Genomic DNA, 25,039 nt, shown 5'->3' with positions numbered 1-25,039 from the left:
CCAAGACTGATCGCGCATCCTGCAACACCTCAAGCCTGGAGCGCCCAGCACCCTACCGAACCGACGCATACGACCCGCGCTCGCATTTCGATCCCATGCGCGGTCGGTCCGACGCCGGGCCCAGCCGCGCGCACATCGCACGCACCGGCTGTCCTGGACTGGAACGGTTCGGAGATGTTCCCGAGGTGAGCGCAGTTTGCCCGTGCCTCCGGCGACGTCGATCCGCTATCGACGCCGCTGGAACCGTCGCTTACGACCCGTGAGTCTTGCCATGTCCGTCATTGCCCGTTTCCTCGCCATCGCGACGCTGTGCCTACCGTTTGCCGGCGCCGCGAGCGCGCAGACCGCCATCGCGATCGACAACCCCAGCTTCGAGCTCGATCCCATCGCGGGGGCTGCCGCGGTGCGGGTGCCCAGCGGTTGGACCGCGACCGGCACGAACTCGCTCAGCGGTCTGATCGCGCCGAATGCGGCCGGCAGCGACGCGTTCTATCCCGGCGCCACCGTCGGCTTCGACGGTGCCCAGGCCGAATTCCATTACAGCGACGGCGGCGGCTTGCAACAGCTGTTGAGCGAGCGCCTGCAAGCCAATACCCGCTATACCCTCAGTGTCGCCAGCGGAACGCGTACGCCCGATCAGAACGGCAAGGATCTTTTTGCCGGCTACGACATCCGCCTGGAAACCGAGAACGGCCATCTGGTCGGCGCCTGGAGCGGCATCGGCCGCAATCTCGCACCCTCGGCGCAGTTCACCGACACCACGCGCCTGTTCGACAGCGGCCCGGCGCCGGCCGGCGTGGGCGAGCGCCTGCGCATCCGCCTGCGCCAGGTCGTGCCCAATTACGGCTACACCGATCTGGACAACGTGCGCCTGAGCAAGACGCCGTTGCCGGCGCGCGCGACGATGCCGATCGACGTGGTGATCGTGGCCGGGCAGTCCAACGCGCACGGCTGGACCGCGCGCACCGATCAACTCGGCAGCGCCAACCTGCACTACGCCGCTTGGCCGGATTCGCGCGCCTTGCTGGGCTATCACCAGCGCTCGCTATCCGACGCTGTCGCCAACATCGGCTCCATGGGGCAGCTCGACACCCAGGGCTCGGGCTTCTCGGGCAATTACGACGGCTTCGGCCCGGAGCTGTCGCTGGGCGGCGATCTGGCCGCGCTGAGCAAGGCGCCGATCGCGGTGATCAAGTACGCCGTCGGCGGGGCGGGCCTGTACTACGGCTTCCAGAAGCGCAATCCGGCCGGCTACGAAGCGCTGTATCCGCCGATGATCCAGCACATCCAGACCATGCTCGCCCAGTTGCGCGCGCAGGGCTACACGCCCAGGCTGCGCGCGATGTTCTGGCTGCAGGGCGAGACCGACGCGATCTACGGCGGCGCCGCGCAGTACGAGGCCAACATCAAGCAGTTCATCGCCGACGTGCGCACCGATATCGAGGCGCCTGAGCTGCAGTTCTATCTGACCCAGATCAATCCCTACATGCCCGCCTTCGCGTCCTACCAGGCCACCGTGCATCAGGTGAACATGGGCATGGTCAACGCCGCCGCCGCCGATCCGTCCCGGGTGTTCTTCGTCGCCACCGACGACATCCGCTGCGGCTTCGCGCCCGACGGCATCCACTACACCGCCAACCAGACCATCGCCATCGGCCAGCGTTGGGCCAACCTCTACCTGCGCTTCAATCCCTGAGCAACCGCAGTGGCCGGTCCGCGGGGTCGTAGCCTCGGGCCGGCCCTGCACCTTCCGGCACGGCCGCGCCGGCGCAGCGCGGCCCTTGCTCCGAACCGGCCCGACGCATCCCGAACCGGACCATCCCGAACCGGACCGGGTTCGCATCCCCGACCCGCCGACGCCTCGGCCGGCGCCGGTCTGCCGTAGCATGCTCGCCTGCGGCCGAGCATGGGCGCCGCGGCGACGGATCGCCCGATCCCGAACGCTGCGCGCGGTCTATGATCGTCTTGCACATGACCTGTGGCTGCGATGCGGAACAATTGCAACGCTGACCCGGGTTTTCGCATCGATCCTGTGGATACCACCCCGGCGCCGCGCGCCGACCACCGAGACTGCCCCATGCCGTACAGCCGAATTCCGCGCTCCCTGCTGCCGCTGCTGTTGCTGACCAGCCCGGCCGCGTTCGCCTCCAACGCCACCGACACCACCAGCTGCCACGCCGGCGCCTACCGCCTCGACGACGGCAGCATCGTCGACGTCGCCAATGCCGACAAAGGCGCCTTGCGCTGGCGCCTGATCGACGGCCGCACCGGCCGCCTGAGCGAGCGCGACGGCCAGTGGGCCAGCACCCTGGGCTGGACCGAGCGCCCCGACAACGTGCGCGTGAGCTTCGGCGACTGCGGCCAGGGCAAGATCGCCTTCGAGGGCAAGAACGGGCGCAAGCTCAAGTTCGACATCACCGAGACCCGCTTCGAAGGCAACGACGTCAACCTGCGCGGCCGCCTGGTGCTCCCGCCCGGCACCGGCCCGGTGCCGATCATCGTCACCGTGCACGGCTCGGAGGACTACTCCGGCGTCAACCGCTATCACATGCAGAACCTGTACCCGGCCAACGGCGTCGGCGTGTTCGTCTACGACAAGCGCGGCACCGGCGAATCCGGCGGCAAGTACACCCAGGATTTCTATCTGCTGTCCGACGACGCCAAGGCCGCGCTGCGCGAAGCCAAGCGCCTGGCCGGCAAGCGCGCCGGCCGGATCGGTTTCTCGGGCGGCAGCCAGGCCGGCTGGATCGCGCCGCTGGCCGCCAGCAAGACGCCCGAGGCCGCCTTCGTCGCGGTCGGCTACGGCATGGCGATCAGCCCGCTGGGCGAGGACGCCGGCCAGGTCGCATTGGATCTGCGCAACGCCGGCTACGGCGACGACGTGGTGGCCAAGGCGCGCGAAGTCACCGACGCCACCGGCAAAATCGTCGCCTCGCACGGCAAGGACGGCTGGGACGCGCTGACCGTGGCGCGCAACAAGTACGGCCAGGAGAAGTGGTGGGGCGCGATGAAGGGCGAGTACACCGGCCTGGTCGTCTCGCACACCCCGCAGCAGCTCAAGGCGATGGAGCCCGAGCTGGACAAGGGCACCAGCTGGGACTACGACCCGATGCCGGTGCTGCGCGAACTCAAGGTGCCGCAGTTGTGGATGCTGGCCGGCGCCGACCGCGAAGCACCGCCGGAGGAAACCCGCCAGCGCCTGCAGTCGGTCGCCGCCGAAGGCCGTCCGCTGACCCTGGTGGTGTTCCCCGACACCGACCACGGCATCCTCAAGTTCGAAACCGACGCCAACGGCGAGCGCACCGAGACCCGCATCGCCGACGGTTACTTCCGCATGCAGCTGGACTGGATCAAGACCGGCAAGCTCGGCCGCGGCCCGTACGGCGACGCGCAGGTGCTGACCGGCGCCGCGCCTGCCGCGCCGGCGGCACCGCCCGCCGCCGCGCCCAAGGCCGCCAAGCCTTAAGCCGACGCGCACCGCCGGCATCAACGAAGGGCGCCGCAGGGCGCCCTTTTTTTTGCGGCCAACCGGTTCGGCGCAGGGGCATGCGCCCGCGTTGACACGATCCGACCGCGTTGCCGACCATGGCGCCCGCGCCAGGGGGCGCGGCGGCGCGTCGTGCGCCTACCGATACGCGAACAGGGGTTCCATGAAACTGATGCATGCATTGCGGTGCCTGGCGATCCTATCGCTGGTCCTGTTGTTGTCCGCCTGCGCGACCTCGCGCAATCTCGCCGACGGCAAGCGCATCGCGCCCGGCAAGGGCGTGCTGGTGTTCAAGGTCGAGAGCAACCTGACCTGGCTGCAATTGCAGTTCAAGAAGTTCCGCGCCCAGGAGACCTTCGGTTCGTCCATGGCCGAGGCCTTCATCGGCCCCGACGAGGCCGTGTTCGTGAATCAACCGGAAAAATACTGGGTGATGCCGGTGACCGCGGGCGACTACATGTGGAGCAAGATCGTCGTCACCGGCCGTGAGGCGAGCTTCCACTCCTCGAACAAGTTCACCGTCGAAGCCGGCACTATCACCTACGCCGGCCATATCCGCATCGACTCGCGCGGCAACATGGCGCGCATCCTGGCTACGGACGAGGAAGCCGACATGCGGGCCTTCCTGGAGCGCGACTATCCGCAGTACATGCGAACGATGGCGTTCAAGAAGCACATCACCGACATGAGTCTGTAAGCGGATCGGCGGCCGCGGCGGCCGGTCCGGCGATTCCACCGAGCGGGTCGATGCCGTTATGGTGTCGTCTATTGAAACCCGCCTTCGTAAGCGGTGCGCGGCGAAGACGGCCCGTCGCGGCCCGCAGCGTCCGGCGCTTTCGAGCCATTCGTCCTTGTGGGAAACCGTGTCCTATGGCGAGCTGTACGGGACTGACGCAGACTCGTCGTCGACCAACTCCATCTCGTCCGAATCCAGCGCCAGATCGTGGCTGTAGATGCGTCCGGGCGAATGCGGGAACTCGGCTTCGATCCAGGCCGAGCCCCATTCGTCGATCTCGCTGATCGGCAGCACCTGGCCGACCAGCGACGACAGCCGCGCGAACTCGTCGGCGGGAATCTGGCGTTCCAGCCGGCTGAAATCTTCAGCACGCGCACGCGCGAGCCGACGTGGACGCGGCGGCCCCGGCAGTCCACGGGCGGCGGCGGGGCGTCGGTCACGCGCCCGCTCAGGGATTGTTGCCGTCCGGCATCATCAGCACCAGCGGCTCGCAGGCCTTCGCATCGCAGCCCCACTTGCGCACGCTGTCGCCGCGCGTCCAGGTCGCGGTGGCGGCGGCGTTGATCTCGAACTCCCAATCCTGGCCGCCCGCGCGCAGGCGGCCCTTGATCGAGCAGGGCAGCCAGTAATAGGCGTCGTGGGTGCCGTCCGGGTATTCGCGCGCGGCGGCGAAGTAATTCGCCACCTGTTTGTCGTTCAGCGTCCACGCCTCGCAGCGGGGCTTGAGCGTGGGGTCCTTGCCCGAGGCGGCATCGAACACCGCGCGATCGACGCGCGTGACCGTGATCGCGGAGGCGGCGCCGGACTTAGCGGGTGGGCCCGGATGGCTGCACGACGGGAGCAGGGGGAGTGCGATTGCCAGGCACATACAGATCCGCGCCTTCGCCCAGGGTCTTGTACGAGATGGCATCGTGTTTGTAGACGTCTTTGTCATTGAGCCCGTATTCCTTTTGCAGCGTGCCCACCAGCTTGTTGATCGACGCGGTCTGCTCGGGCGTCGGCGCGTCCCAGGTCTTGGTCTTGCTGTTGTAGCTGCCGACCACCTCGATGCCGACGCTGTCGGAATTCATCGGGAAGCGGTCCGGGTAGGGCTTGGCCTTCTCGTGATCGTGGATCGCCTTCGGGTTCCAGCCGGTCTTGTCGAAGAACGCCTTCTCTTCCTTCGAGCAATTGCCTTCCTCGACGCAGCGGCCGCGGATCTTGCCCACGTGCTGGGTCTGCTGATTGAGGCTGGCGGTCTGGTAGATCGTGCCGTCCTTGTCGATCAGGAAGTGGGTGCCGGTGCCGGTCTTGAACGAGTTCAACGCGCCTTGCGCGGTCGAGCCCTCGGTGCGGTGCATGACCACCGCATGGACGTCCTTGAGCGTTCCCTTCTCCAGCGCCGCGATCGGCTGCTTGGTGATGCCCGGATCGGTGAGGTAGCCGTCCTTGCCGACCTGCGGCGTGTGCGCGTAGGCGCTCAGGGTCTGGTCGGCGCTGGTCTTGGCCATCGCGGTGGGCACGCTGACCCAGGGCTGGGCGTCGGGCGGCGTGCCGGCGCCCTTCATCGCGAACACCGAGGGCACCGCGGCATCGGGCTTGCCGACCACGATGCGGTCGAAGTCGCCCATCTGCGGATTGCGCTTGAGCTGGTCGTACAGCCCGGCGGCCACGTTGCGGGATTCGGCGTCGTTCCACTGCCCGGTGGCTTTCACGCCGTCGAAGACTTTCTGATAGCGGGCGTGATCGGGGTGGGACGCGTCGTAGGGGAGTACGGGGGTGGGGTCGGCCATCGGAAATCCTTTCCTGTGCGGGCGCGAGGCGGTGCTCGTGGCGACGAAACTGCCAGCTTTCCGCGGGCCTATCAAGTGAAGGTCGCCGCGGCTCCCGATTTCACCTGCCTGAACGCGCAGGTCCGTCCAGGACTCGGCCCAAAACAAAGGGCGCCGTAGCGCCCTTTGTCATACAGCGATGCGAACGTCGTCGCTTCAGAGATGCTTGATGATCTCGTCGGCGAACTCCGAGCACTTCACCTCGGTCGCGCCGTCCATCAGACGGGCGAAATCGTAGGTCACGCGCTTGCTGGCGATGGCCTGGTCCATCGCCGCGATGATCGCGTCGGCGGCTTCGGTCCAGCCCAGGTAACGCAGCATCATCTCGCCCGACAGGATCACCGAACCCGGATTGACCTTGTCCAGATCGGCGTACTTCGGCGCGGTGCCGTGAGTGGCTTCGAACACGGCGTGGCCGGTCACGTAGTTGATGTTGGCGCCCGGCGCGATACCGATACCGCCGACCTGCGCGGCGAGCGCGTCGGAGAGGTAGTCGCCGTTGAGGTTGAGCGTGGCCGAGACGTCGTATTCCTTCGGGCGTAGCAGGATCTGCTGCAGGAAGGCGTCGGCGATCGCGTCCTTGATGACCAGGCCCGCGCCCGGCTTGCCTTCCGGAATCACGTGCCAGGGGCCGCCGTCGAGCTCGACCGCGCCGAAGAAGTCGCGCGCCACCTGGTAGCCCCAATCACGGAAGCCACCTTCGGTGTACTTCATGATGTTGCCCTTGTGGACCAGGGTCACCGACTTGCGCTTGTTCTCGATGGCGTAGGCGATCGCGCTGTGGACCAGACGCTCGGTGCCCAGGCGGCTGACCGGCTTGATGCCCAGGCCGACTTCGACCGGCAGCTCGCGCGCCGGCGCGCCGATGGCCTCGAGTTCCTTCAGCCAGGCGCCGTTCTTGTCGGCGGTGCCGAAACGGATCTTGTCGAAGGCCTGCGGGAATTCCTTCTGCAGGAAGTCCAGCACCTTCTGCGCGTCGGCGCTGCCGCCGGCCCACTCGATGCCGGCGTAGATGTCCTCGGTGTTCTCGCGGAAGATCACCATGTCGACGTCGCCCGGCTTCTTGACCGGCGAGGGCACGCCCTCGAACCAGCGCACCGGGCGCAGGCAGACGTAGAGGTCCAGCATCTGGCGCAGGGCGACGTTGAGCGAGCGGATGCCGCCGCCGACCGGCGTGGTCAGCGGGCCCTTGATGCTGACGAGGTAGTCGCGGCAGGCCTGCACGGTGCCGTCGGGCAGCCAGGTGCCGTAGGTGTTGTTGGCTTTCTCGCCGGCATAGACCTCGAGCCACTCGATCTTCTTGGCGCCGCCGTAGGCCTTGGCCACGGCCGCGTCGAGCACGCGCACGGACGCGCGCCAGATGTCCGGGCCGGTGCCGTCGCCTTCGATGAACGGGATGATCGGGCGATCCGGCACATTCAGGCCGGTCGGGGTCTTGGTGATCTTGGCGCCGCCAGCGGGCGGCGTCGCTACGAACTCGGTCATTACGATCTCCAGTGGGGCCGTCCCGTGCGCAAGCGCATGGGCGAAGCAGGGTTCTGGCGGGTCGCGATGGCGCTGCGATCCGGCCCGCCATTGTCGCGGTTCGGGCGGGGCGTGGCAAAGGCGGCCCAGGCATTTGGGGCATGCGAGATGGAATGATGCTTTCCGGCCTGCGCGGGCGCTCGTGTGAGTATCGCGCCGTAGGCAGCGACAGGTGGGCTTTGGGGTAGGAGCGGCGTGAGCCGCGATCGCCGGCCGGCGCAGCCGAGCGAAGCGTCGTGGTCGCGGCTCACGCCGCTCCTACCCCAAAGCAAGGCAGGCGGCGGGAATGTGGCTGCCTTCGCGGTGGCGCGACGATCACGCTGTTATCCGCCGTCAGCCCGCACCCAGGTTTCCGGTTCTAGTGGCGCCAGCCCGTATGCAATGCGGGCCTGGTCGCATTGCGGACTCGGCTCGCCGTACTCCCACGCGGCTTGCAGTTCGCGACAGGGCGACGGGCGCTGCGCGTAGACGCCGCAGTGGGCGGATACGCCGATATCGCCTTGCAGCGCGATACAGCGCAGGCTGCGACCGCCGTAGGTGCCGCGCATCGCGACGCGGTGGGCGTCCAGCGTTTCGGTCAACTCGGCCGGTGTGCCCTTGGCATCGAAGGCGTCGGTTTCGCTCCAGTGCAGGGCGACGCGGAAGTGGGCGCAGCAGGCGCCGCAGCTGAGGCAGGGGTGGGATGGGCTCTGCATGGTGGAAGCGCGGAGAGGGGGTTACGAAGAGGGCGGTGGATCAAGCAACCGTCGGAGTCGCTCGCGCGCTTGTTTGGCGCGTCATTCCCGCCTGAGCGGGAACGACGCCCGACGCTTGCCTGCCGCAGCGCGCAAACGGCGCTACCGGCTCAAGCCCCGCAGCACTTCTTGTACTTCTTGCCGCTGCCGCAGGAACAAGGCGCATTGCGGTCCGGCGTGTCCGCGCGGCGCAGCGGTTCGCGCGGGGTCAGGGCTTCGATGCGGTGGTGGTGCAGGTCGGCCAGCATGCCGGGCAGGCTGGAGACGATTTCCAGGCGCTCGCGGTAGCTGATCGGCGTGCCCGGCGCTTCCGGGTCTTCGCCCAGCACTTCGCCGCTGGCCAGGCGATCGAACAGAACAAAGATCTCGTCCATCCAGTCGTTCTCGTCCAGCCAGGTCTCCCACGCGGTTTCGCGCAGTTCCACGCCGCGGAAGAAGCCGAACGCCCAGTCGCGGCCGACATCGAGGTCGTCGCCCTGGTCGACTTCCACGTCCTCCGGCAGCCACAGCAGCGGCGCCAGGTGGTCGGGCAGGTCGTCGTCGCCGTGGCGCACGCGCGCGGCGGCCATGTTCCAGTGGCCCTGCAGCAGCGCTTCGATCTGCGCCGCCTCGGCCTCGTCGCTCCATCGCGGCGGGGTGCCGCCCCAGACCACGGGCTGCCACTCGTCCGCGGGCACGGTCTCGGGCGCGACCACCAGCGCCGACAGGAAGCCGTCCAGCGCCTCCAGGTTGAAGCCCTTGAACGGAACGGCGCGTTGGTCGAGCAGGTCGGCGAGGCGTTCGATCTGGGCGTCGTCGAGGTAGGCAGGCGGTTTCATGGCAGGTCGCGCGGCGGGGTTCGGGACGCGCATGGTAGTCGCAGCGGCGTGCGCTCGCCGAGAATTCGCCTCCCGGCTGCGGTTTTCGCGGCCGACCGACCCGGAAAGCCCGCATGTCCGCCTGCCCCTGCGACCCCGCCCGCCCTTACGCCGTCTGCTGCGGACCGCTGCACGCGGGCGCCGCGGCCGCCGATGCCCAGGCCCTGATGCGCTCGCGCTACAGCGCCTACGTGCTGGGCCTGCGCGACTACGTGCTGGCGACCTGGCACCCGAGCACGCGCCCGGCCGAGCTGGAACTGGACCCGGCCGCCACGCGCTGGCTGGGGCTGGCGGTGAAGCGGCACGGCGCCGACGGCGACCGCGCCACGGTCGAATTCGTCGCCCGCTACCGGGTCGGCGGCGGCTCGGCGGTGCGCCTGCACGAAGTCAGCCGCTTCCTGCGCGAGGACGGCCGCTGGTACTACCTGGACGGCGAATTCCCCGGCGGTTGAGCGCCGGCGGCGGGAATCGCGGACAAAAAAAGGGCGCGGTCCTCGTGGAACCGCGCCCGGGCTTGCCCGCCCATCAGGCGGGGAGAGAGTTACTTGACCTCGAATTCCTTCGACTGGACCACGGCGCCGTCCAGCGACACGTCGACCTTGTACTTGCCGGTCGGGAAACCCTTCGGGCTGTTGATGCTGAAGTTGGTCACGCCGGGGCCCATCAGCTGCGCGTCGGCGCTGTCGTCCTTCACGGTCTGGCCGTCCTGGAAGGTCCACTTCGCGCCCAGCTTCGCCGGCACGGTCGCGGCCGGGTCGGAGGTGGTGGTGGAGATGGCGACGTAGATGGTGTCCTTCGGCTTGAAGGTGGTCGCCGGCGCGGTGACCTTCTTGTCGGCGCCCACGGCGCTGCCCAGGTCGACGCTGGCGACGGCCGCGGTGGCGGCGACAGGCGCCGGTGCCGGGGTCGGCGCGACCGGCTCGGCGGCCGGCGGCGGGGTCACCGCTACGGGTTCTTCCTTCTTCTTGCAGCCGGCCAGGGCCAGCGAAGCCACCAAAGCTGCGGCCAGAGCGTAGTGCATGCGGTTGCGGATCATCATGGTGTTTCTCCTGGAATAGGTGCGAACAGGCAAGTCGAACGCGCCCGGAACTCGTGGCTCCCGGCGGATCTGGTCGTGGGAATCAATCGTTGATCGCGGGGATCTTCAGCACCTGACCGGGCTTGATCTTGTCGGGATCGTCGAGCTGGTCGCGATTGGCTTCGAAGATCGCGTTCCACTTGTTCGCCTTGCCGTAGAACTGCTTGGCGATGTGCGACAGCGTGTCGCCCTTTTCCACCGTGTAGGTCTGATCCGTGGGCGCCGTCGACGACGTGATGTCTTCGGTGGAGCTGACCGAGGATTGGACGTCGCTGAAGTCGGCCCGCTGGGTTACCTGCTCGGTGCTGTCGACGCTGCTTTGCACGTCGGAGAAATCGGCTTTCTTGTCCGGGGTAGTCATGGGTTTGCGTGCTCCTGCCGAATTGGCGGAAGCACGATGACATGCCGATTGTTAAAAAGGCATTGCGTCCGTGTGAACGTCAGGGGCCTTCGTTATTGACGTTCATCGCGGTGTGCCGCGGGGCGCAAAAAACCTGCCGTGGCCCGCCAGGGGTTGATGTCCAGACCGCCGCGGCGGGTGTAGCGCGCCTCCACCGACAGGGCCTGCGGCGCGGCCAGGCGCAGCAGGTCGGCGAAGATCCGCTCCACGCATTGCTCGTGGAACTCGGCGTGGTCGCGGAACGAGACCAGGTAGCGCAGCAGGCCGGCCCGGTCCAGGCGCGGGCCGCGGTAGGCGATGTCCACGCGCGCCCAGTCCGGCTGACCGGTAACCGGGCAGTTGGACTTGAGCAGGCCGCTGCTCAGGGTCTCCTCGACGACCATGGCCGGGTCGGCGGCCAGATGGGCGGCGTTGGGCGGGCCGTAGTCGTCGATGGCGACCTCCAGGCCGTCCAGCGATTCGCCTGCGCCCTCGCGCACCGGCGGCAGGCCGAACGCCACCTCGACCGCGGCGCCGGCGGACTGGCTGAGGTCGGCGACGATGCGCGCGCGCACCGCCTCGGCGCTGTCGAAGCGCGAGGCGTTGTAGGAGTTGAGGTAGAGCTTGAGCGACTTGGACTCGACCAGGTTGGGCGAATCGGCGGGCACCGTCAGGGTGGCGGTGGCCATGCAGGGCTTGCCGCGCGGGTCCAGCCAGCTCAGCTCGTAGGCATGCCAGCGGTCCAGCCCGACGAAGGGCAGGGCCTGATCGGACAGCCCGATGTGCGAGCGGCCGAGCGCGCGCGCGATCGGGAACAGCAGCGAGGGGTCGTACTCGCGCGGGTAGTCGACGTGGCGGCCGAGGGGGAGTTCTTGGGTCATGCGCGCATTTTACCCGCTTGCCGCGCGCGGCCCCGTGGCCGCCGCAAGAATCGGATATCGCGCCCGCGCGCGGCGGCCGAGACTGGCGCCATCGCCCCTGGAACCCGCGCCATGCTCACCCTCTACGACTACCTGCCCTCGCAGAACGCCTGGAAGATCCGCCAGTTGTTGCAGCACCTGCAGCGCCCCTACCGCACGCGCATCGTCAGCATTTTCGAAGGCGAGGGCCGCCGCGACGACTACCGGCGCATCAACCCGACCGGCGCGGTGCCGGCGATCGAACTCGAGGATGGGCGCGTGCTGGCCGAGTCCAACGCCATCCTCGACTACCTGGCGCAGGGTTCGGCCTACCTGCCCGCCGACGCGTTCGCGCAGGCCAAGGTGCGGCAGTGGTTGTCGTTCGAGCAGCAGTACGTGGAGATGAGCATCGGCTCGCTGCGCTACTGGACCCTGACCGGCAAGCTGCCGCAGCGCGCGCCGGCCTTGATCGAAGCCAAGCGCGGCGCGGCCTTGCGCGCGCTGGGGATCCTGGAATCGGAGCTCGCGCAGCGGCCGTTCGCGGCCGGCGAGGCCTACACCATCGCGGATATCGCCCTGTATGCCTATGCGAGCCGCGCCGAAGACGCGGGCTTCGACCTGGCGCCGTACCCGCAGTTTCGCGCCTGGATCGCGCGCGTGCAGGCGCAGCCGGGGCACTTGGCCGAACGGTATGCGTACGACATCGACCCGTATTCGGGGGGGGAGTTGTAAGGCGCAGCGCGTCGGCGGCGAAGCTTCGCGGTTCCCTCTATCGCGGCTCCCTCTTTCGCTGCTCCCTTCTCCCGCCGCTGCTCCCTTCTCCCGCTGCTCCCTTCTCCCGCTTGCGGGAGAAGGTGCCCGCAGGGCGGATGAGGGCAGCGGATGAGGTCGAAGTTGGGTACTCGCGTCGGCCCTCACCCCAACCCACACCCCGGCCCGACCGCACAGCGGTCGGGCGTCCGGTGCAGCGCGAGACTATGGCTCGCAAACACTGCCCCTCACCCCGCAAGCGGGAGAGGGGCTGCAGGCGGGAGAGGGCCTAAACAGCGCGCGAACTCGCCGACGTTCAACCCTTAGGCTGATGCAAATAATCCAAGGTCACCTGCAACAAGGCACGCAAACCCAAATCCAGGGACGACTCGTCCAGCTTGAACTGCGGCGAATGATTGCTGGGCGCTGTCACCGGATCCACGCCCTTCTCGGTCGCGCCGACGAAGAAGAACATCGCCGGCACTTCCTTGGCGTAGTAGGAGAAATCCTCCGCGCCCATCTGCAGCGACGGCTCCACCACGTTGGCGTCGCCGGCCACGGCCTTGAGGCTGGGCAGCATGCGCGCGGTCAGGGCCGGGTCGTTGTAGGTGACCGGGTTGCCCTCGCTGTCGGGCACCGCCGACACCGCGGTCGCGCCGTGCGCGGCGCTGACGTGGTCGGCGACGTTCTTCAGGTCGGCGAAGATCTTCGCGCGCATGCCCTCGTCGAAGGTGCGGATGGTGCCGACCATTTCGACTTCATCGGGAATGATGTTGTAGCGGATGCCGCCCTTGATCGCGCCGAAGGTCACCACCGCCGGCAGCTTGGCGATGTCGGTGCGGCGGCTGACGATGGTCTGCGCGCTGCCGATCACGTCGGCCGCGGCGACGATGGGATCGATGCCGCCCCAGGGCCGCGAGCCGTGGGTCTGGCGGCCCTTGATCTTGATGCTGAAACGGTCCGAGGCCGCCATCAGCGGGCCCTGGCGCACGCCGATCTGACCGGCCTGCAGGGTCGAGAACACATGCAGGCCGAACATGGCGTCGGGCTTGAAGTCCTTGAACAGGCCTTCCTTGAGCATCAGCGACGCGCCGCCTTCCTCGTTGCCGGGCGCGCCTTCCTCGGAGGGCTGGAACACCAGCATCACCTGGCCGGGCAGCTCGTCCTTCATCGCCACCAGCGCGTCGGCCACGCCGAGCAGGATGCCGGTGTGGGCGTCGTGGCCGCAGGCGTGCATCACGCCGGTGGTCTGGCCGTTGAACTGGGTGGTGACCTTGGACGCGAACGGCAGGTCGACCTGTTCGGTCACCGGCAGCGCGTCCATGTCGGCGCGCAGCGCGAGCTTGGGCCCGGGCTTGCCGCCCTGGATGATCGCGACCACGCCATGGCGCGCGATGCCCACGCGCGGCTTCAGGCCCAGCGCGCGCAGGTGCTCGGCCACCTTGGCCGCGGTGCGTTCCTCGCGGTTGGACAGCTCGGGGTGCTGATGGAAGTCGCGCCGCCAGGCGATCACCTGGTCCTTCACCTTGGCCGCCGCCGCCTGCACCTCCGGACGTTGCGCCGATTGCGCGGTGGCGGCCAGCGGCAGGGCGAGCAGGGCGCAACTCAACGCGACGGACAGCGGACGCTTCATCGACGGACTCCGGAGGGAAAGTCCCGATCCTAGCCCAAGCCCCGCGCCGGGAACTGCCCGACCTTGGTCGATTGGCGTTGGGGCCGCAGGGTCGATGCCGTCCCGCCTACCCGTGCCGCTTCCCCTGTGGGAGCGGCGTGAGCCGCGATTACGCAAGCTCCGACCCCAGCGCAGGCCGGCGAGGTTCGCGATCGCGGCTCACGCCGCTCCCACAGCAAGCCCCGATAGGAGCGGCGTCCGATGGGGAATCCTCGGGTCGCGAGTCATCAGCCGCCAGCGCTTCCTGTAGGAGCGGCGCGAGCCGCGACCGCGCTACTACGCCTGCGTCGTGGGCTGCGCTGTAGATCGAAGTTTGGCGGTCGCGGCTCGCGCCGCTCCTACCCCGGGCAGGAGCGCTCAGCCTTGCGGCGCGCCACCCAGGTAATCCAGCGCCAACTGCAGCATCGCCCGCGTGCCCACGTCCAAGGCGCCCTCGTCGAGCACGAACTGCGGCGAATGATTGATCGGCGCCTTGGCCGGATCGATGCCCGCCGCGGTCGAGCCGACGAAGAAATACACACCGGGCACGGTATTGGCGAACTGCGAGAAATCCTCGGCCACCGTCACCATCGGCATCTCGACCACCTTGTCCGCGCCGACCGCGCGCTGCAGCGAGGGCCGCACGCGCTGCGTCAACGCCGGGTTATTGATCGTGGCCGGCGCATTGTTGACCACCGTCAGTTCGGCGCTGGCGCCGCTGGCATGCGCCAGATCCTCGGCGGTGCGGCGGAAGCGCGCGATCACGTCCTCGCGCACGCCCGCGTCGAAGGTGCGCAGGGTGCCGACCAGCTTGGCCTCGTCGGGAATGATGTTGAAGCGCACGCCGCTGTTGAACTGGCCCGCGGTCAGCACCACCGGGGTCGCGGCGATGTTGATCTGGCGCGCGATCATGCTCTGCGAGGCCAGCAGGATCTGCGCGCCGACGGTGATCGGATCGACGCCGTCCCAGGGCCGCGAGCCGTGGGTCTGTTTGCCGCGCACGGTCAGGCTCCACTCGTCGGCGCTGGCCAGCGAGGGGCCGGCGCGCACGCCGATGCTGCCCACCGGCAGGCCCGCCCACACGTGCAGGCCGAACACCGCCTCGGGCTTGAAGTCGCGGAATACGCCCTGCTCCAGCATCAGTGCGGCGCCGAAGGCTTCGCCCGGCGTCGGCGGACCTTCCTCGGACGGCTGGAACACGAACATCACCTCGCCCGGCAGGGTCGCCTTCTGCGCCGCCAGCGCGGTCGCCACGCCGAGCAGGATCGCCACGTGCGCGTCGTGCCCGCAGGCGTGCATCACGCCGACCGGCTGGCCGCGATAACTGGTGGTGACCTTGGACGCGAACGCCAGCCCGGCCGGCTCGGTCACCGGCAGCGCGTCCATGTCGGCGCGGATCGCGATGCGCGGGCCCGGGCGGCCGCCCTTGAGCACCGCGACCACGCCGGTGTGGGCGATGCCGGTCTTCGGTTCCAGCCCGATCCGGCGCAGCTGCTCGGCGATCAGCTTGGCCGTACGCACCTCGTTGTTGCCCAGCTCCGGGTGTTGGTGCAGGTCGCGGCGCCAGCGCACCACGTCGGCCTGCACCGCGCGCGTGGCGCGGTCGAGCTCGGGCGAGGGCGCGGTCTGCGCGGCGGCGGTGGTCGCGAACAGGGTGCTGGCGATCAGGAGGGCGGACAGGCGCATGCGAGGCAGGGGATCCGTGGGCGAGGGCTCGATGCTAGACCAGGCGCGGCCCGCGCCGGCGCACGATCGGTGATGTCGACCGCACCGTCGGGCATGGGTTTGCGCGCTGTGGCGGCTCGGGGCTAAAATGAGAATGATTATTGTTTGCGTGTATGTCCCGCGCCGGATGCGCTGTCTGTGGACCACGCCCCTTCCTGCCCGAGGCTCCGATGCCGTCCTGCCCGACTTCCACCCGCGTGCGCGCCTCCGCCTGGGCCGTGCGCTACGCGCTGGCCGGCCTGTTGCTGCTGCCTGGCCTGAGCGTCGCCGCCGAACCCGCCGCCACGCCCGGCGATCAGGCCACCGACCTGGACAGCGTCGAAGTGCGCGCACCGATCGCCAAGCGCAGCCAGACCGCGACCAAGACCGACACGCCGCTGATCGAGGCGCCGCAGTCGATCTCGGTGGTGACCGCGCAGCAGATGCGCGACCGCGGCATCCATGGCGTCGAGGAAGCGGTGTGGTACGTGGCCGGCGCGCAGGGCGGCGGTTACGGCGAGGACACCCGCAGCGACTGGCTGCTGGTGCGCGGCTTCAGCCCGGCGCGCTACCTGGACGGCCTGGCCCTGACCGACGGCGTCTGGACCGGCGCCACCCGCGTCGAGCCTTACGGGCTGGAACGGCTGGACGTGCTCAAGGGCCCGACCTCGGTCTCCTACGGCGCGATGCCGCCCGGTGGCCTGGTCAACCTGGTCAGCAAGCGCCCGACCGAACAGCCGCTGCACGAGGTCGAGCTGCAGATCGGCAACTACGACCTGCGCCAGGCCGCGTTCGACTTCGGCGGCCCGCTCGGCGACAGCGGCACCCTGTTCTATCGGCTCACCGGCCTGGCCCGCAACAGCGACAACGTCGTCGATTACGTGCAGGACGATCGCTACTACTTCGCCCCGGCGCTGACCTGGAAACCCAGCGACGCGACTTCGCTGACCTTCCTGGCGCGCTGGCAGAAGGCCGACACCGCCCAGGGCGGCGGCTTCCTGCCGGCGGCGGGCACGCTGCTGCCCAATCCCAACGGCAAGATTCCGGTCAACCGTTTTACCGGCGAGCCGGGCTGGAACGATTACCTCAAGACCTCCAAGTCGGCCGGCTACGAGTTCGTGCATCGTTTCGACGGCGGCGCCGAGTTCCGCCAGAACCTGCGCTACACCCGGGTCGACGTCGATCACGATGCCGGCGTCGGCGCGTTCGGCCTGCAGGCCGACCAGCGTACGCTCACGCGCTATCTGTTCCCGCTGGAGGAACACTCCAAGTCCTTCGCGGTCGACAACAACCTGCAGTTCGGTTTCGACACCGGGCGCTGGAACCACACGGTGCTCACCGGCGTCGACTACCGCCGCCTGCAGAGCGACTACGCCTCGGCCTTCGCGTTTGGGGTGCCGCCGCTGGACATCTTCAATCCGGTGTACGGCGCGCCCTTCGTGGTGCCGGCCTATACCTCGCACGAGGACAAGGTGCAGCAGCAGCTGGGCGTGTACTTGCAGGACCAGATCCGCTACGGCGGCTGGGTGATCACCGCCGCCGGCCGCCAGGACTGGGTGCGCACGCGCACCGATAATCTGATCGCGAATCCGGTCGTGCGCAGCAGCCAGGACGACCGCCGTTTCTCCGGCCGCCTCGGCGTGAACTACGTGTTCGAGTCGGGCTTGGCGCCCTACCTGGCGTATTCCCAGTCGTTCCAACCCACGGTCGGCGCCGACTTCTTCGGGCGCGCGTTCAAGCCGACCACCGGCGAGCAGGTCGAAGCCGGCCTGAAGTACCAGCCGGCCAGCGGCCGCGGTCTGGCGACGCTGGCGGTGTACCGGATCGATCAGCAGAACAGCCTCAGCGTCGACCCCAACCACACGCTGTATTCGGTACAGCAGGGCGAAACCCGCGTGCGCGGGCTGGAGCTGGAAGGGCGTTGGAACCTGCGCGGCGGCCTCAGCCTGTACGGCGCCTACAGTTACACCGACGCCGAGATCACCCGCAGCACCGATGCGGCCTCGGTGGGCAAGCAGGTCGCGCTGCAACCGCGCCATGCCGCCTCGCTGGGCGCGGATTACACCGTCGGCTACGGCGCGCTGTCGGGCCTGGGCGTGGGCGGCGGCGTGCGCTACGTCGGCGACCATTACGGGGATCTCTACAACGAGTGGAAGACGCCGTCCTACACCCTGTTCGACGCCAGCGTGCATTACGACTACGACCAATGGCGTTTCCAGCTCAACGCCAGCAATTTGTTCGGCAAGGAATACATCAGCGCCTGCAACAGCGCGCTGTGGTGCTACTACGGCTACCCGCGCACGGTCACGGCGACGGTGCGGTATCGGTGGTGACCGAACGGCCGCGACCGCGACCCAGCTTCCTGTAGGAGCGGCGCAAGCCGCGACCACGCCAACCGGCGGCAGGCGCCGGCCGCCGGAGTTCGCAATCGCGGCTCACGCCGCTCCCACAGAAGACGGTGGGCGTCATCGTTTCGGTGCCAGCGATGATCGCGACCCAGCTTCCTGTAGGAGCGGCGCAAGCCGCGACCACGCCAACCGGTAGCCGGCGCCGGTCGCGGAGTTCGCAATCGCGGCTCACGCCGCTCCCACAGAAGACGGTGGGCGTCATCGTCTCGGCGCCAGCGATGATCGCGACCCAGCTTCCTGTAGGAGCGGCGCAAGCCGCGACCACGCCAACCGGTAGCCGGCGCCGGTCGCCGGAGTTCGCAATCGCGGCTCACGCCGCTCCCACAGGGAGCCCGGCCGCGGCCCAAAGCGTGCCTGGCGCCAGAACGCCAAACGAACGCCGCTCTCTGTGGGAGCGGCGTGAGCCGCGATCGCGCCATGCCGGTTACGACGAAAGCTACACTGCCGATCGTGGCTTCGAGGTCGCGGCTCACGCCGCTCCTACCCCAAAGCCGCGCGTATCGACGAAGCCGCTGTTACGCACGGCGGCCTCGCAACCCGCGTTACCTCAACGCCCCACCATGGTCATACCCACCGCCGAATAACGATCGCCCGCGATCGCATCCGGCGCGAACGCCGCATCCAGCGCAGCCAGATCGCCCGCATCCAACTGCACGCCCAGCGCACCGACGTTGTCGTCCAGATACTTGCGCCGCTTGGTGCCCGGGATCGGCACCAGGTGCTCGCCCTGCGCCAGCACCCAGGCCAGCGCCAGCTGCGCGGGCGTGCAGCCCTTGCCGGCGGCCAGCGTCTTCACCGTGTCGGCCAGCGCGAGATTGCGCTGGAAGTTCTCGCCCTGGAAGCGCGGCGTCTGCAGACGGAAATCGTCGCTCTGCAGATCGTCGGCGGAGGCGATCTGACCGGTCAGGAAACCGCGGCCCAGCGGGCTGTAAGGCACGAAGCCGATGCCCAGGCGCGCGCAGGTTTCGAGTACGCCGTTGCGCTCGACATCGCGCGTCCACAGCGAGTACTCGCTCTGCAGCGCGGTGATCGGGTGCACCGCATGCGCGCGCTCCAGCGTGGCCGCCGAGGCCTCGGACAGGCCGAGATAACGCACCTTGCCCTGCGCGACCAACTCCGCCATCGCGCCGACGGTGTCCTCGATCGGCACGTTCGGGTCGACGCGGTGCAGGTAGTACAGATCCAGATGATCGGTGCCCAGGCGCTGCAGGCTGCCCTCGATGCTGGCGCGCACGTACTCCGGCCGCCCGTTCACGCCACGCAGCTGCGGCTGCGTGGGATCCATCAGGATGCCGAACTTGCTGGCCAGAAACACCTGATCGCGGCGCCCTTGCAGCGCACGCTGGAGCAGACGCTCGTTGGTGTGCGGGCCGTAGACGTCGGCGGTGTCGAGGAAGCTCACGCCCAGATCGAGCGCGCGATGCAGGGTGGCGACGGCTTCGTCCTGGTCGGCGGGGCCGTAGGCGAAGCTCATGCCCATGCAGCCCAGGCCCAGCGCGGAAACGCGCGGGCCCTGCGGGCCGAGAGTGCGGGTGTTCATGTCGTTGCTCCGGTGGGGGAAGGAGGAATCAGGCGGCCGGCAGCGCCGATGCGAAGTAGCGCAGGCGTACCGGTTCGGACAACAGCTGCGGCGTGCGCGCGAAGAAGTCGCGCAGATAAGGCATGGCCATATGCGCCTCGAGCGCGGCGCGCGAACGCCAGTGTTCGTAGATCAGCAGCAAGTCGGTGTCGTCGCTGGAGCGGTGCAGGGTATAGCCCTGGCAACCGGGCTCGCTCAGGGTAGGCGCGATCAGCGCCTGCAGTTCGCGTTGCAGGGTATCGCCCAGGCCCGGCTGGGCCTGGAGTTCGGCGATGAGGGTGAACGCGGATGCGTCCGGATGCATGGCGGGCTCCTTTGAGAGAGAGGCGGCGTTGTCGTCACAGTCACTGCGCGACATAGCCGCCGTCCATGACCAGGCCCTGGCCGCTGAAGAAGCTGGCGTGCTCCGAGGCCAGGAACAGCGCCGCGCTCGCGACTTCTTCGGGCGTGCCGCTGCGGCCGGCGACCGTGGCCTGGGCGAAGGCCTGCTTGCTGGCTTCGTCGCCCCAGACGCGGTCCTGGAACGGGGTGTCGATGATGCCGGGCAGCACCGCGTTGATGCGGATGCCCTGCGGGAAGTATTCCAGCGCCGCGGTCTTGGTCAGGCCCATCACCGCGTGCTTGCTGGCCACGTACACGGCCGCGTTCTGGAAGCCGATCAGCGCGCCCATCGAGGCGTTGTTGACGATCGCGCCGCCGCCGCTTTTCAGCATCGCCGCGATCTGGTGCTTCATGCTCCAGAACACGCTGCGCACGTTGGTGTTCATCACCTGCTCGTAGTTGGCGTTGTCCTGCTCGATGTAGGGCGAGAAGCGGCCGTCGGTGCCGGCGTTGTTGAAGGCCACGTCGAGGCGGCCGTAGTCGGCCACCGCGGTCTCGACCAGGCGGCGGATGTCGTCCTCGCGGGTCACGTCGGCCTGCAGGAAGCGGGCCTGGCCGCCGTCGGCGCGGATCGCCGCGACCACGGCTTCGCCTTCGGCGGCGCGGCGGGCGGCGGCCAGGACGATCGCGCCCTCGCGGGCGAAGGCGGCCGCGCTGGCCGCGCCGATGCCGGAGGACGCGCCGGTGACCAAGACGACCTTGTCGCGCAGTCCGAAACCAAGGGTGGGGGTGTGCATGAGTGCTCTCCTAGGCGGGGTGGAACCGTGGGAGCGACTCTAGGACTGGCCGACTGCGCGAAAAATGGGGATTATCCGAACGTGTTCTGAAGGAGTACTTCATAATGGCCGCGCACCCGCTCCCCGCCGTGATCGCCTTCGCGCGCGTCGCCCGGCTCGGCAGCTTCACCCGCGCCGCGGCCGAACTGGACGTATCGCCCTCCGCCCTGTCCCAGACCGTGCGCACCCTGGAAGAGCGCCTGGGCGTGCGCCTGCTCAACCGCACCACCCGCCGGGTCGGCCTGACCGAACACGGCGCGCGCTTCCTGGCCCAGGTCGCGCCGGGCCTGGACCAGATCGATGCCGCCTTCGACGACCTCGACGCGGTGCGCGACCGCCCGACCGGGCGCCTGCGCATCAACGCCGGCCGCATCGCGGCGCGCACGCTCATCGAGCCGCGCCTGCCCGAGTTCCTGGCGCGCTATCCGGACGTGCAGGTGGAAGTGTTCGCCGACGACACCCTGGCCGACCTGGTCGCGGGCGGCTTCGACGCCGGCATCCGCCTGGGCGAATGCCTGGCGCGCGACATGGTGGCCAGGCCCCTGGGCGGGGCCCAGCGCACCATCGTGGTCGGCTCGCCCGACTACTACGCCCGCCGCGGCCGGCCCGAGGTGCCCGAGGACCTTATTCGGCACGACTGCATCCGCCAGCGCCTGCCCGGCAGCGGCCGCATGCAAGCCTGGGAGTTCAGCCGCGACGGCCAGGATTTCGAGGTGGACGTGGGCGGCCGACTGATCTTCAACGACAGCTCGCTGTCGCGTGGCCCGGCCCTGGCCGGGCTGGGCCTGGCCCAGCTGTTCGAGACCCTGGTGGCCGACGATGTCGCCGCCGGCCGCCTGATCCAGGTCCTGGACGCCTACACGCCGCCGTTCGCCGGCTTCTACATCTATTACACGGCACGTCGGCAGCTGGCCCCCAAGCTGCGCGCCTTCGTCGAGTTCATGTGCCAGGGCGATTGATCGAAAACGCGAAAGCGATGCCGTTCGTCTGAGTGAAACCCCGGATTTATGTGCCGCGCCGGCGGGGCTAGGGTGAGCGCGTCCTCCGCCCGCGCAGCTGCGGAGTAAGTCGCGATCCACGCCGTCACGCATCGCGCCGTGGCGATACTTGTCGAACGCGGATCGCGGCTTACTCCGCCGCTGCGGGGCCCGCGCGGTCTCGCCTTTGCGCGCCGGCCGTGCGAGGCTGCGACGCAGCCTCCCGGGGACCTGCCATGAGCACAGCCGCCACGCCCGCCGACGGGTCCGCTCCCGCGCCTTCGGCCGCGCTGCAGGGCGACGCCGCGCTGGTGCGCGCGCTGGGGCCGTTCCAGCTCGGCGCCTCCATCATCAACATCATCGTCGGCGCCGGCATCTTCATGCTGCCCGCGCTGCTGTCCTCGCGCCTGGCCGGCGCCGCGCCGCTGGCCTTCATCGCCGGCGCGATCGCGATCGTGCCGATCGCGATGTGCTTTTCCGCCGTCGGCAGCCGCGCCGCCGCCACCGGCGGGCCCTACACCTACGTCGGCGCCGCCTACGGCGCGTTCGCCGGTTTCGTCGCCGGCGCCCTGATGTGGATCTGCAACACCGCCTCCAGCGCCGGCGTCGCCGCCGCGCTCGCGGGCCAGGTCGCGCAGGCCTGGCCCGCGTTCGCGCAACCGCTGCCGCGCGCGCTGCTGATCCTGGGCGTGTACGCGGGCTTGTTCGCGCTCAATGCCTTCGGCGTGAAGCTGGGTGCACGCATGATCGTGCTGCTGGCCACGCTCAAGCTCACGCCGCTGTTCCTGCTGGCCTCGTTCGGCCTGCTGTTCGTCGACTGGCAGCACGTGGCCTGGAGCGGTATCGGCTCCTGGAGCGCGATGGGCAGCGCGATGGTACTGGTGGTGTTCGCCTACTCGGGCATGGAAACCGCATTGGTGCCGACCGGCGAAGTGCGCGACCCCTCGCGCCACGTGCCGCGCGCGACCTTGTCGGCGATCGCGATCGTGGTGCTGCTGTACATCGGCCTGCAGGTGGTCTGCCAAGGCACGCTGGGCGCCGCGCTGCCCGCCAGCGGCGCCCCCATCGCCGACGCCGCCGGCGCGATCTGGGCGCCGGGCCGCGCGTTGCTGCTGATCACCGCCTGCGTTTCGATGACCGGCTTCCTGATGGGCAACCTGTTCGCGTCCTCGCGCCTGCTGTTCGCGCTGGGCCGCGACGGCTACCTGCCGCACGCCTACGGCCGCGTCGACGCCAGGCACCGCGTGCCGCGTCTGGCGCTGTTCACCCACGCCGCCGTTGGCGCCGTGCTCGCACTGGGCGGCAGCTTCGAATCCCTGGCCCTGATCTCCGGCGGCGCGATCTGCCTGGTCTTCGCCGCCGTCTCCATCGCCGCCTGGCGCGCCCAGCGCATCGACCTGCGCGAACGCGGCGCGCCCTTCGTGCTGCCGGGCGGCCCGATCGTGCCGCTGATCGCGGTGCTCACGATGGTGGCGATCCTGGCGACGATGACGTTGCGGGAGTGGACGGCGATCGGGGCGTCGCTGGCGGTGTTGGTGTTGGTGTATGCGGGGTTGCGGGTTTGGCGGGGACAGCGACGTTAGTTGTAACGTCGTTGACAGTAGAGACAGCGATTGATGCCAGATATTCCTAACGAAGCGAACCCATTGAAGCCGGGCGAGATCTACGAAGATCCGTTCTTCCATCCCTGCCTGTGCTTGGGCCTCGACGACGCAGGTTTCGCATGGGGCGTGTCGCTGTTCGACGGCAGCTATCCCAGGCAAACAGACCTATACATGAGCGGCATCCGGCGTCTAACGTTGGAAGAAGCTTGGGAATGGAGGATGAGAGGCCCTGACGCTATTGCGGCGATTTGGTTGGCCGAGCATCCGGAATTGCAGTTGCCGTAGCGAGAGCAAGAAACATGCCGACTATGCGTAAGTGTTGGCAGCCGCGGGGATTGCGGCGCTCGTCATGACAATCGGCTGGCTCTATCTGACAAGGGAAGTTCACATCTCTGGCGATCAGTTGAAGCCGCTGGTTCTAGAAAGCGACAGCTACAGCTACTCGTCGTGGCTCCTGTACTTCGAAGACCAGCATATGTTTTGCTTGAGTTACTCACGGCCGATCGTGCCGATGAGGTACTGCGTCCCCAAGAGTGATCTGGAGGTCCGAAACGCCGAGGGCACGGGGAAGTCGTATATATCGGCATTGACCAGTTTGTGCTCAAAGCGAACAGGCGCGCGGGCTTGGCGGAAGAGGTTTTCCGACGCAAGCCCGCGGCCCTTAAGCGCTTAGCTCCGCACCCGCACCACAACCTTGCCGAAATGCTTGCCCGCATCGAGGTATTCATAGGCCTCGCGCGCCTGTTCGAAATCGAACACGCGGTCGACTACCGGCGCGATGCGATTGACCTCGACGAACTGAGCCAGCGCGTCCAGCATCGCGCGGCTGCCGACGAAGATGCCGGTCAGGTGCTTCACGCCGACGATCAGTGCGAGCGGGTCGACCTCGGTGCCGCCGAAGCCGGTGACACCGCCGATCACCGCGACGGTGCCACCCATACGCGTGGACTGGATCGATCGGGCCAGGGTGCCTTCGCCGCCGACTTCGATCACGGCATCGACGCCGATGCCGCCGGTCAGGCGCAGCACTTCGTTCTGCCATTCCGGCGTGTCGCGGTAGTTGATGGTGGCGTCGGCGCCCAGGGCGCGCACGCGTTCCAGCTTGTCGTTGCTGGACGAGGTGACGATGGCGCGCAGGCCAGCGGCCTTGGCCAGCTGCAACGCGAGGATGGAAACGCCGCCGGTGCCCAGCAGCAGCACGCTGTCGCCGGGCTTGAGCGCGGCCTCGACGAACATAGCGTTCCAGGCGGTAATGCCGGCGCAGGACAGCGTGGCCGCTTCGGCATAGTCGAGGTGGGACGGGATCGCGACCAGCGCGTCCTCATTCGCGACGAACTGTTCGGCAAGCACGCCGTCGATCTGCGCGCCGAACGAGTCGCGCGTTTTGACCGGCGTCGGCCGGCCGTCGATCCAGTCGGGGAAGTAGGCATTGATGACGCGGTCGCCAGGCTTGAAGCGGGTGACACCGCTGCCGATCGCGATAACTTCGCCCGCGCCATCGGCGACCGGGATCGTCGGTCGGTTGGCGATCGCGCCGTATTGGCCGCGCGCGAACATGAGGTCGCGATAGTTCAAGGACACGGCATGGGTGCGCACGAGCACTTCGTTCGGCCCCGCAATCGGGGCGGGGCGCTCGACGCGCTCCAAGCCGGCAACCTGGGCGCCGCTGACGAGGTGGTAAGCCTGCATGGGGTGGATCTCCGT

24 protein-coding genes are annotated in these 25,039 nt (G+C 68.6%); 9 read left to right on the top strand and 15 right to left on the bottom strand.

What is annotated here, in order from left to right; all coding sequences use genetic code 11:
* Positions 1-271 precede the first annotated feature (271 nt).
* The 3 genes from BMZ45_RS15590 (at position 272) to BMZ45_RS15580 (ending at position 4,184) form a co-directional block, all read left to right on the top strand.
* Positions 272-1,696 (top strand): sialate O-acetylesterase, encoded by a 1,425-nt coding sequence (locus BMZ45_RS15590; RefSeq protein ID WP_091637453.1) that lies wholly within the window; start codon positions 272-274, stop codon positions 1,694-1,696.
* 381 nt (positions 1,697-2,077) lie between these two features.
* On the top strand, positions 2,078-3,466 hold the full coding sequence (locus BMZ45_RS15585) for an alpha/beta hydrolase family protein (RefSeq protein WP_175489099.1): 1,389 nt from the start codon (positions 2,078-2,080) through the stop codon (positions 3,464-3,466).
* A 184-nt stretch (positions 3,467-3,650) separates the two neighbouring features.
* Complete coding sequence (locus BMZ45_RS15580) at positions 3,651-4,184, top strand: hypothetical protein (RefSeq protein WP_091637451.1); 534 nt, start codon at positions 3,651-3,653, stop codon at positions 4,182-4,184.
* A gap of 171 nt (positions 4,185-4,355) precedes the next feature.
* On the opposite strand, the gene BMZ45_RS21725 is transcribed toward BMZ45_RS15580, so the two are convergent.
* The 6 genes from BMZ45_RS21725 to BMZ45_RS15555 all read right to left on the bottom strand — a co-directional run bounded on the left by BMZ45_RS21725 (position 4,356) and on the right by BMZ45_RS15555 (position 9,110).
* Positions 4,356-4,517, bottom strand: coding sequence for a hypothetical protein (locus tag BMZ45_RS21725; protein WP_175489098.1), 162 nt, complete (start codon positions 4,515-4,517; stop codon positions 4,356-4,358).
* A gap of 154 nt (positions 4,518-4,671) precedes the next feature.
* Positions 4,672-4,983 carry a hypothetical protein gene (locus BMZ45_RS15575; protein ID WP_091637450.1) on the bottom strand — a complete coding sequence of 104 codons (312 nt, stop codon included), beginning with the start codon at positions 4,981-4,983 and terminating at the stop codon, positions 4,672-4,674.
* A 46-nt stretch (positions 4,984-5,029) separates the two neighbouring features.
* A complete protein-coding gene (locus BMZ45_RS15570) occupies positions 5,030-5,995 on the bottom strand; it encodes a peptidoglycan recognition family protein (RefSeq protein WP_091637449.1) in 966 nt (321 codons plus the stop codon).
* 195 nt (positions 5,996-6,190) lie between these two features.
* Positions 6,191-7,519: an NADP-dependent isocitrate dehydrogenase gene (gene icd / locus BMZ45_RS15565; protein ID WP_056177530.1), complete on the bottom strand. Its 1,329-nt coding sequence runs from the start codon at positions 7,517-7,519 to the stop codon at positions 6,191-6,193.
* A 362-nt stretch (positions 7,520-7,881) separates the two neighbouring features.
* Positions 7,882-8,253 carry a YkgJ family cysteine cluster protein gene (locus BMZ45_RS15560; RefSeq protein ID WP_091637448.1) on the bottom strand — a complete coding sequence of 124 codons (372 nt, stop codon included), beginning with the start codon at positions 8,251-8,253 and terminating at the stop codon, positions 7,882-7,884.
* A 149-nt stretch (positions 8,254-8,402) separates the two neighbouring features.
* Positions 8,403-9,110, bottom strand: a complete 708-nt coding sequence (locus BMZ45_RS15555; RefSeq protein WP_091637447.1) for a UPF0149 family protein — start codon at positions 9,108-9,110, stop codon at positions 8,403-8,405.
* Positions 9,111-9,223: 113 nt separating this feature from the next.
* Here BMZ45_RS15555 and BMZ45_RS15550 point away from each other — a divergent pair, with 113 nt between their 5' ends.
* Positions 9,224-9,601, top strand: a complete 378-nt coding sequence (locus BMZ45_RS15550; RefSeq protein ID WP_091637446.1) for a YchJ family protein — start codon at positions 9,224-9,226, stop codon at positions 9,599-9,601.
* An 89-nt stretch (positions 9,602-9,690) separates the two neighbouring features.
* Here the strand turns inward: BMZ45_RS15550 and BMZ45_RS15545 are convergent, their stop codons facing one another.
* The 3 genes from BMZ45_RS15545 to queF all read right to left on the bottom strand — a co-directional run bounded on the left by BMZ45_RS15545 (position 9,691) and on the right by queF (position 11,487).
* Positions 9,691-10,188, bottom strand: a complete 498-nt coding sequence (locus tag BMZ45_RS15545) for a hypothetical protein (RefSeq protein ID WP_254776667.1) — start codon at positions 10,186-10,188, stop codon at positions 9,691-9,693.
* Positions 10,189-10,270: 82 nt separating this feature from the next.
* The gene (locus tag BMZ45_RS15540) at positions 10,271-10,588 is read right to left on the bottom strand and encodes a LysM peptidoglycan-binding domain-containing protein (protein ID WP_091637445.1); all 318 of its coding nucleotides are present in this window, start codon (positions 10,586-10,588) and stop codon (positions 10,271-10,273) included.
* A gap of 92 nt (positions 10,589-10,680) precedes the next feature.
* Entirely contained in the window at positions 10,681-11,487 is an 807-nt protein-coding gene (queF, locus tag BMZ45_RS15535) for an NADPH-dependent 7-cyano-7-deazaguanine reductase QueF (protein ID WP_091637444.1), read from the bottom strand.
* A gap of 111 nt (positions 11,488-11,598) precedes the next feature.
* On the opposite strand from queF, the gene BMZ45_RS15530 reads away from it, so the two are divergent.
* The gene (locus BMZ45_RS15530) at positions 11,599-12,237 is read left to right on the top strand and encodes a glutathione S-transferase family protein (RefSeq protein ID WP_091637443.1); all 639 of its coding nucleotides are present in this window, start codon (positions 11,599-11,601) and stop codon (positions 12,235-12,237) included.
* Positions 12,238-12,571: 334 nt separating this feature from the next.
* On the opposite strand, the gene BMZ45_RS15525 is transcribed toward BMZ45_RS15530, so the two are convergent.
* Positions 12,572-13,888 (bottom strand): M20 family metallopeptidase, encoded by a 1,317-nt coding sequence (locus tag BMZ45_RS15525; RefSeq protein ID WP_091637442.1) that lies wholly within the window; start codon positions 13,886-13,888, stop codon positions 12,572-12,574.
* Between the two features lie 396 nt (positions 13,889-14,284).
* Positions 14,285-15,592 carry an amidohydrolase gene (locus BMZ45_RS15520; RefSeq protein ID WP_091637441.1) on the bottom strand — a complete coding sequence of 436 codons (1,308 nt, stop codon included), beginning with the start codon at positions 15,590-15,592 and terminating at the stop codon, positions 14,285-14,287.
* A gap of 209 nt (positions 15,593-15,801) precedes the next feature.
* Here BMZ45_RS15520 and BMZ45_RS15515 point away from each other — a divergent pair, with 209 nt between their 5' ends.
* Positions 15,802-17,943: a TonB-dependent siderophore receptor gene (locus BMZ45_RS15515; protein ID WP_091637440.1), complete on the top strand. Its 2,142-nt coding sequence runs from the start codon at positions 15,802-15,804 to the stop codon at positions 17,941-17,943.
* 622 nt (positions 17,944-18,565) lie between these two features.
* Here the strand turns inward: BMZ45_RS15515 and BMZ45_RS15510 are convergent.
* From BMZ45_RS15510 to BMZ45_RS15500, 3 genes are read right to left on the bottom strand one after another with little or no spacing between them, the layout of a single operon-like run.
* Complete coding sequence (locus tag BMZ45_RS15510; protein ID WP_091637439.1) at positions 18,566-19,558, bottom strand: aldo/keto reductase; 993 nt, start codon at positions 19,556-19,558, stop codon at positions 18,566-18,568.
* A gap of 28 nt (positions 19,559-19,586) precedes the next feature.
* Complete coding sequence (locus tag BMZ45_RS15505; protein WP_091637438.1) at positions 19,587-19,901, bottom strand: putative quinol monooxygenase; 315 nt, start codon at positions 19,899-19,901, stop codon at positions 19,587-19,589.
* Between the two features lie 40 nt (positions 19,902-19,941).
* Positions 19,942-20,715 carry a glucose 1-dehydrogenase gene (locus BMZ45_RS15500; protein WP_091637437.1) on the bottom strand — a complete coding sequence of 258 codons (774 nt, stop codon included), beginning with the start codon at positions 20,713-20,715 and terminating at the stop codon, positions 19,942-19,944.
* A 104-nt stretch (positions 20,716-20,819) separates the two neighbouring features.
* Between BMZ45_RS15500 and BMZ45_RS15495 the strand changes: the two genes are divergently transcribed.
* The 3 genes from BMZ45_RS15495 (at position 20,820) to BMZ45_RS15485 (ending at position 23,620) form a co-directional block, all read left to right on the top strand.
* Positions 20,820-21,713, top strand: coding sequence for a LysR family transcriptional regulator (locus BMZ45_RS15495; RefSeq protein ID WP_091637436.1), 894 nt, complete (start codon positions 20,820-20,822; stop codon positions 21,711-21,713).
* 254 nt (positions 21,714-21,967) lie between these two features.
* Positions 21,968-23,314, top strand: coding sequence for an APC family permease (locus BMZ45_RS15490; RefSeq protein ID WP_091637435.1), 1,347 nt, complete (start codon positions 21,968-21,970; stop codon positions 23,312-23,314).
* A gap of 33 nt (positions 23,315-23,347) precedes the next feature.
* Positions 23,348-23,620, top strand: coding sequence for a hypothetical protein (locus BMZ45_RS15485; RefSeq protein WP_139215532.1), 273 nt, complete (start codon positions 23,348-23,350; stop codon positions 23,618-23,620).
* A gap of 384 nt (positions 23,621-24,004) precedes the next feature.
* On the opposite strand, the gene BMZ45_RS15480 is transcribed toward BMZ45_RS15485, so the two are convergent.
* Positions 24,005-25,024, bottom strand: a complete 1,020-nt coding sequence (locus BMZ45_RS15480; RefSeq protein WP_091637433.1) for a zinc-dependent alcohol dehydrogenase family protein — start codon at positions 25,022-25,024, stop codon at positions 24,005-24,007.
* Positions 25,025-25,039 lie beyond the last annotated feature (15 nt).

Source organism: Lysobacter sp. cf310, from assembly GCF_900114355.1.
Lineage (GTDB): Bacteria > Pseudomonadota > Gammaproteobacteria > Xanthomonadales > Xanthomonadaceae > Lysobacter.
The sequence above is the reverse complement of the archived record's forward strand: the minus strand, read 5'-3'. Positions and strand labels throughout refer to the sequence as shown.

What these genes read in the sequence shown, in the direction of transcription:
- BMZ45_RS15590 (WP_091637453.1), top strand. Translation starts at nt 272, where the DNA reads ATGTCCGTCATTGCCCGTTTCCTCGCCATCGCGACGCTGTGCCTACCG.
- BMZ45_RS15585 (WP_175489099.1), top strand. Translation starts at nt 2,078, where the DNA reads ATGCCGTACAGCCGAATTCCGCGCTCCCTGCTGCCGCTGCTGTTGCTG.
- BMZ45_RS15580 (WP_091637451.1), top strand. Translation starts at nt 3,651, where the DNA reads ATGAAACTGATGCATGCATTGCGGTGCCTGGCGATCCTATCGCTGGTC.
- BMZ45_RS15570 (WP_091637449.1), bottom strand. Translation starts at nt 5,995, where the DNA reads ATGGCCGACCCCACCCCCGTACTCCCCTACGACGCGTCCCACCCCGAT.
- icd (WP_056177530.1), bottom strand. Translation starts at nt 7,519, where the DNA reads ATGACCGAGTTCGTAGCGACGCCGCCCGCTGGCGGCGCCAAGATCACC.
- BMZ45_RS15560 (WP_091637448.1), bottom strand. Translation starts at nt 8,253, where the DNA reads ATGCAGAGCCCATCCCACCCCTGCCTCAGCTGCGGCGCCTGCTGCGCC.
- BMZ45_RS15555 (WP_091637447.1), bottom strand. Translation starts at nt 9,110, where the DNA reads ATGAAACCGCCTGCCTACCTCGACGACGCCCAGATCGAACGCCTCGCC.
- BMZ45_RS15550 (WP_091637446.1), top strand. Translation starts at nt 9,224, where the DNA reads ATGTCCGCCTGCCCCTGCGACCCCGCCCGCCCTTACGCCGTCTGCTGC.
- BMZ45_RS15545 (WP_254776667.1), bottom strand. Translation starts at nt 10,188, where the DNA reads ATGATGATCCGCAACCGCATGCACTACGCTCTGGCCGCAGCTTTGGTG.
- BMZ45_RS15540 (WP_091637445.1), bottom strand. Translation starts at nt 10,588, where the DNA reads ATGACTACCCCGGACAAGAAAGCCGATTTCTCCGACGTGCAAAGCAGC.
- queF (WP_091637444.1), bottom strand. Translation starts at nt 11,487, where the DNA reads ATGACCCAAGAACTCCCCCTCGGCCGCCACGTCGACTACCCGCGCGAG.
- BMZ45_RS15530 (WP_091637443.1), top strand. Translation starts at nt 11,599, where the DNA reads ATGCTCACCCTCTACGACTACCTGCCCTCGCAGAACGCCTGGAAGATC.
- BMZ45_RS15525 (WP_091637442.1), bottom strand. Translation starts at nt 13,888, where the DNA reads ATGAAGCGTCCGCTGTCCGTCGCGTTGAGTTGCGCCCTGCTCGCCCTG.
- BMZ45_RS15520 (WP_091637441.1), bottom strand. Translation starts at nt 15,592, where the DNA reads ATGCGCCTGTCCGCCCTCCTGATCGCCAGCACCCTGTTCGCGACCACC.
- BMZ45_RS15515 (WP_091637440.1), top strand. Translation starts at nt 15,802, where the DNA reads ATGCCGTCCTGCCCGACTTCCACCCGCGTGCGCGCCTCCGCCTGGGCC.
- BMZ45_RS15510 (WP_091637439.1), bottom strand. Translation starts at nt 19,558, where the DNA reads ATGAACACCCGCACTCTCGGCCCGCAGGGCCCGCGCGTTTCCGCGCTG.
- BMZ45_RS15505 (WP_091637438.1), bottom strand. Translation starts at nt 19,901, where the DNA reads ATGCATCCGGACGCATCCGCGTTCACCCTCATCGCCGAACTCCAGGCC.
- BMZ45_RS15500 (WP_091637437.1), bottom strand. Translation starts at nt 20,715, where the DNA reads ATGCACACCCCCACCCTTGGTTTCGGACTGCGCGACAAGGTCGTCTTG.
- BMZ45_RS15495 (WP_091637436.1), top strand. Translation starts at nt 20,820, where the DNA reads ATGGCCGCGCACCCGCTCCCCGCCGTGATCGCCTTCGCGCGCGTCGCC.
- BMZ45_RS15490 (WP_091637435.1), top strand. Translation starts at nt 21,968, where the DNA reads ATGAGCACAGCCGCCACGCCCGCCGACGGGTCCGCTCCCGCGCCTTCG.
- BMZ45_RS15485 (WP_139215532.1), top strand. Translation starts at nt 23,348, where the DNA reads ATGCCAGATATTCCTAACGAAGCGAACCCATTGAAGCCGGGCGAGATC.
- BMZ45_RS15480 (WP_091637433.1), bottom strand. Translation starts at nt 25,024, where the DNA reads ATGCAGGCTTACCACCTCGTCAGCGGCGCCCAGGTTGCCGGCTTGGAG.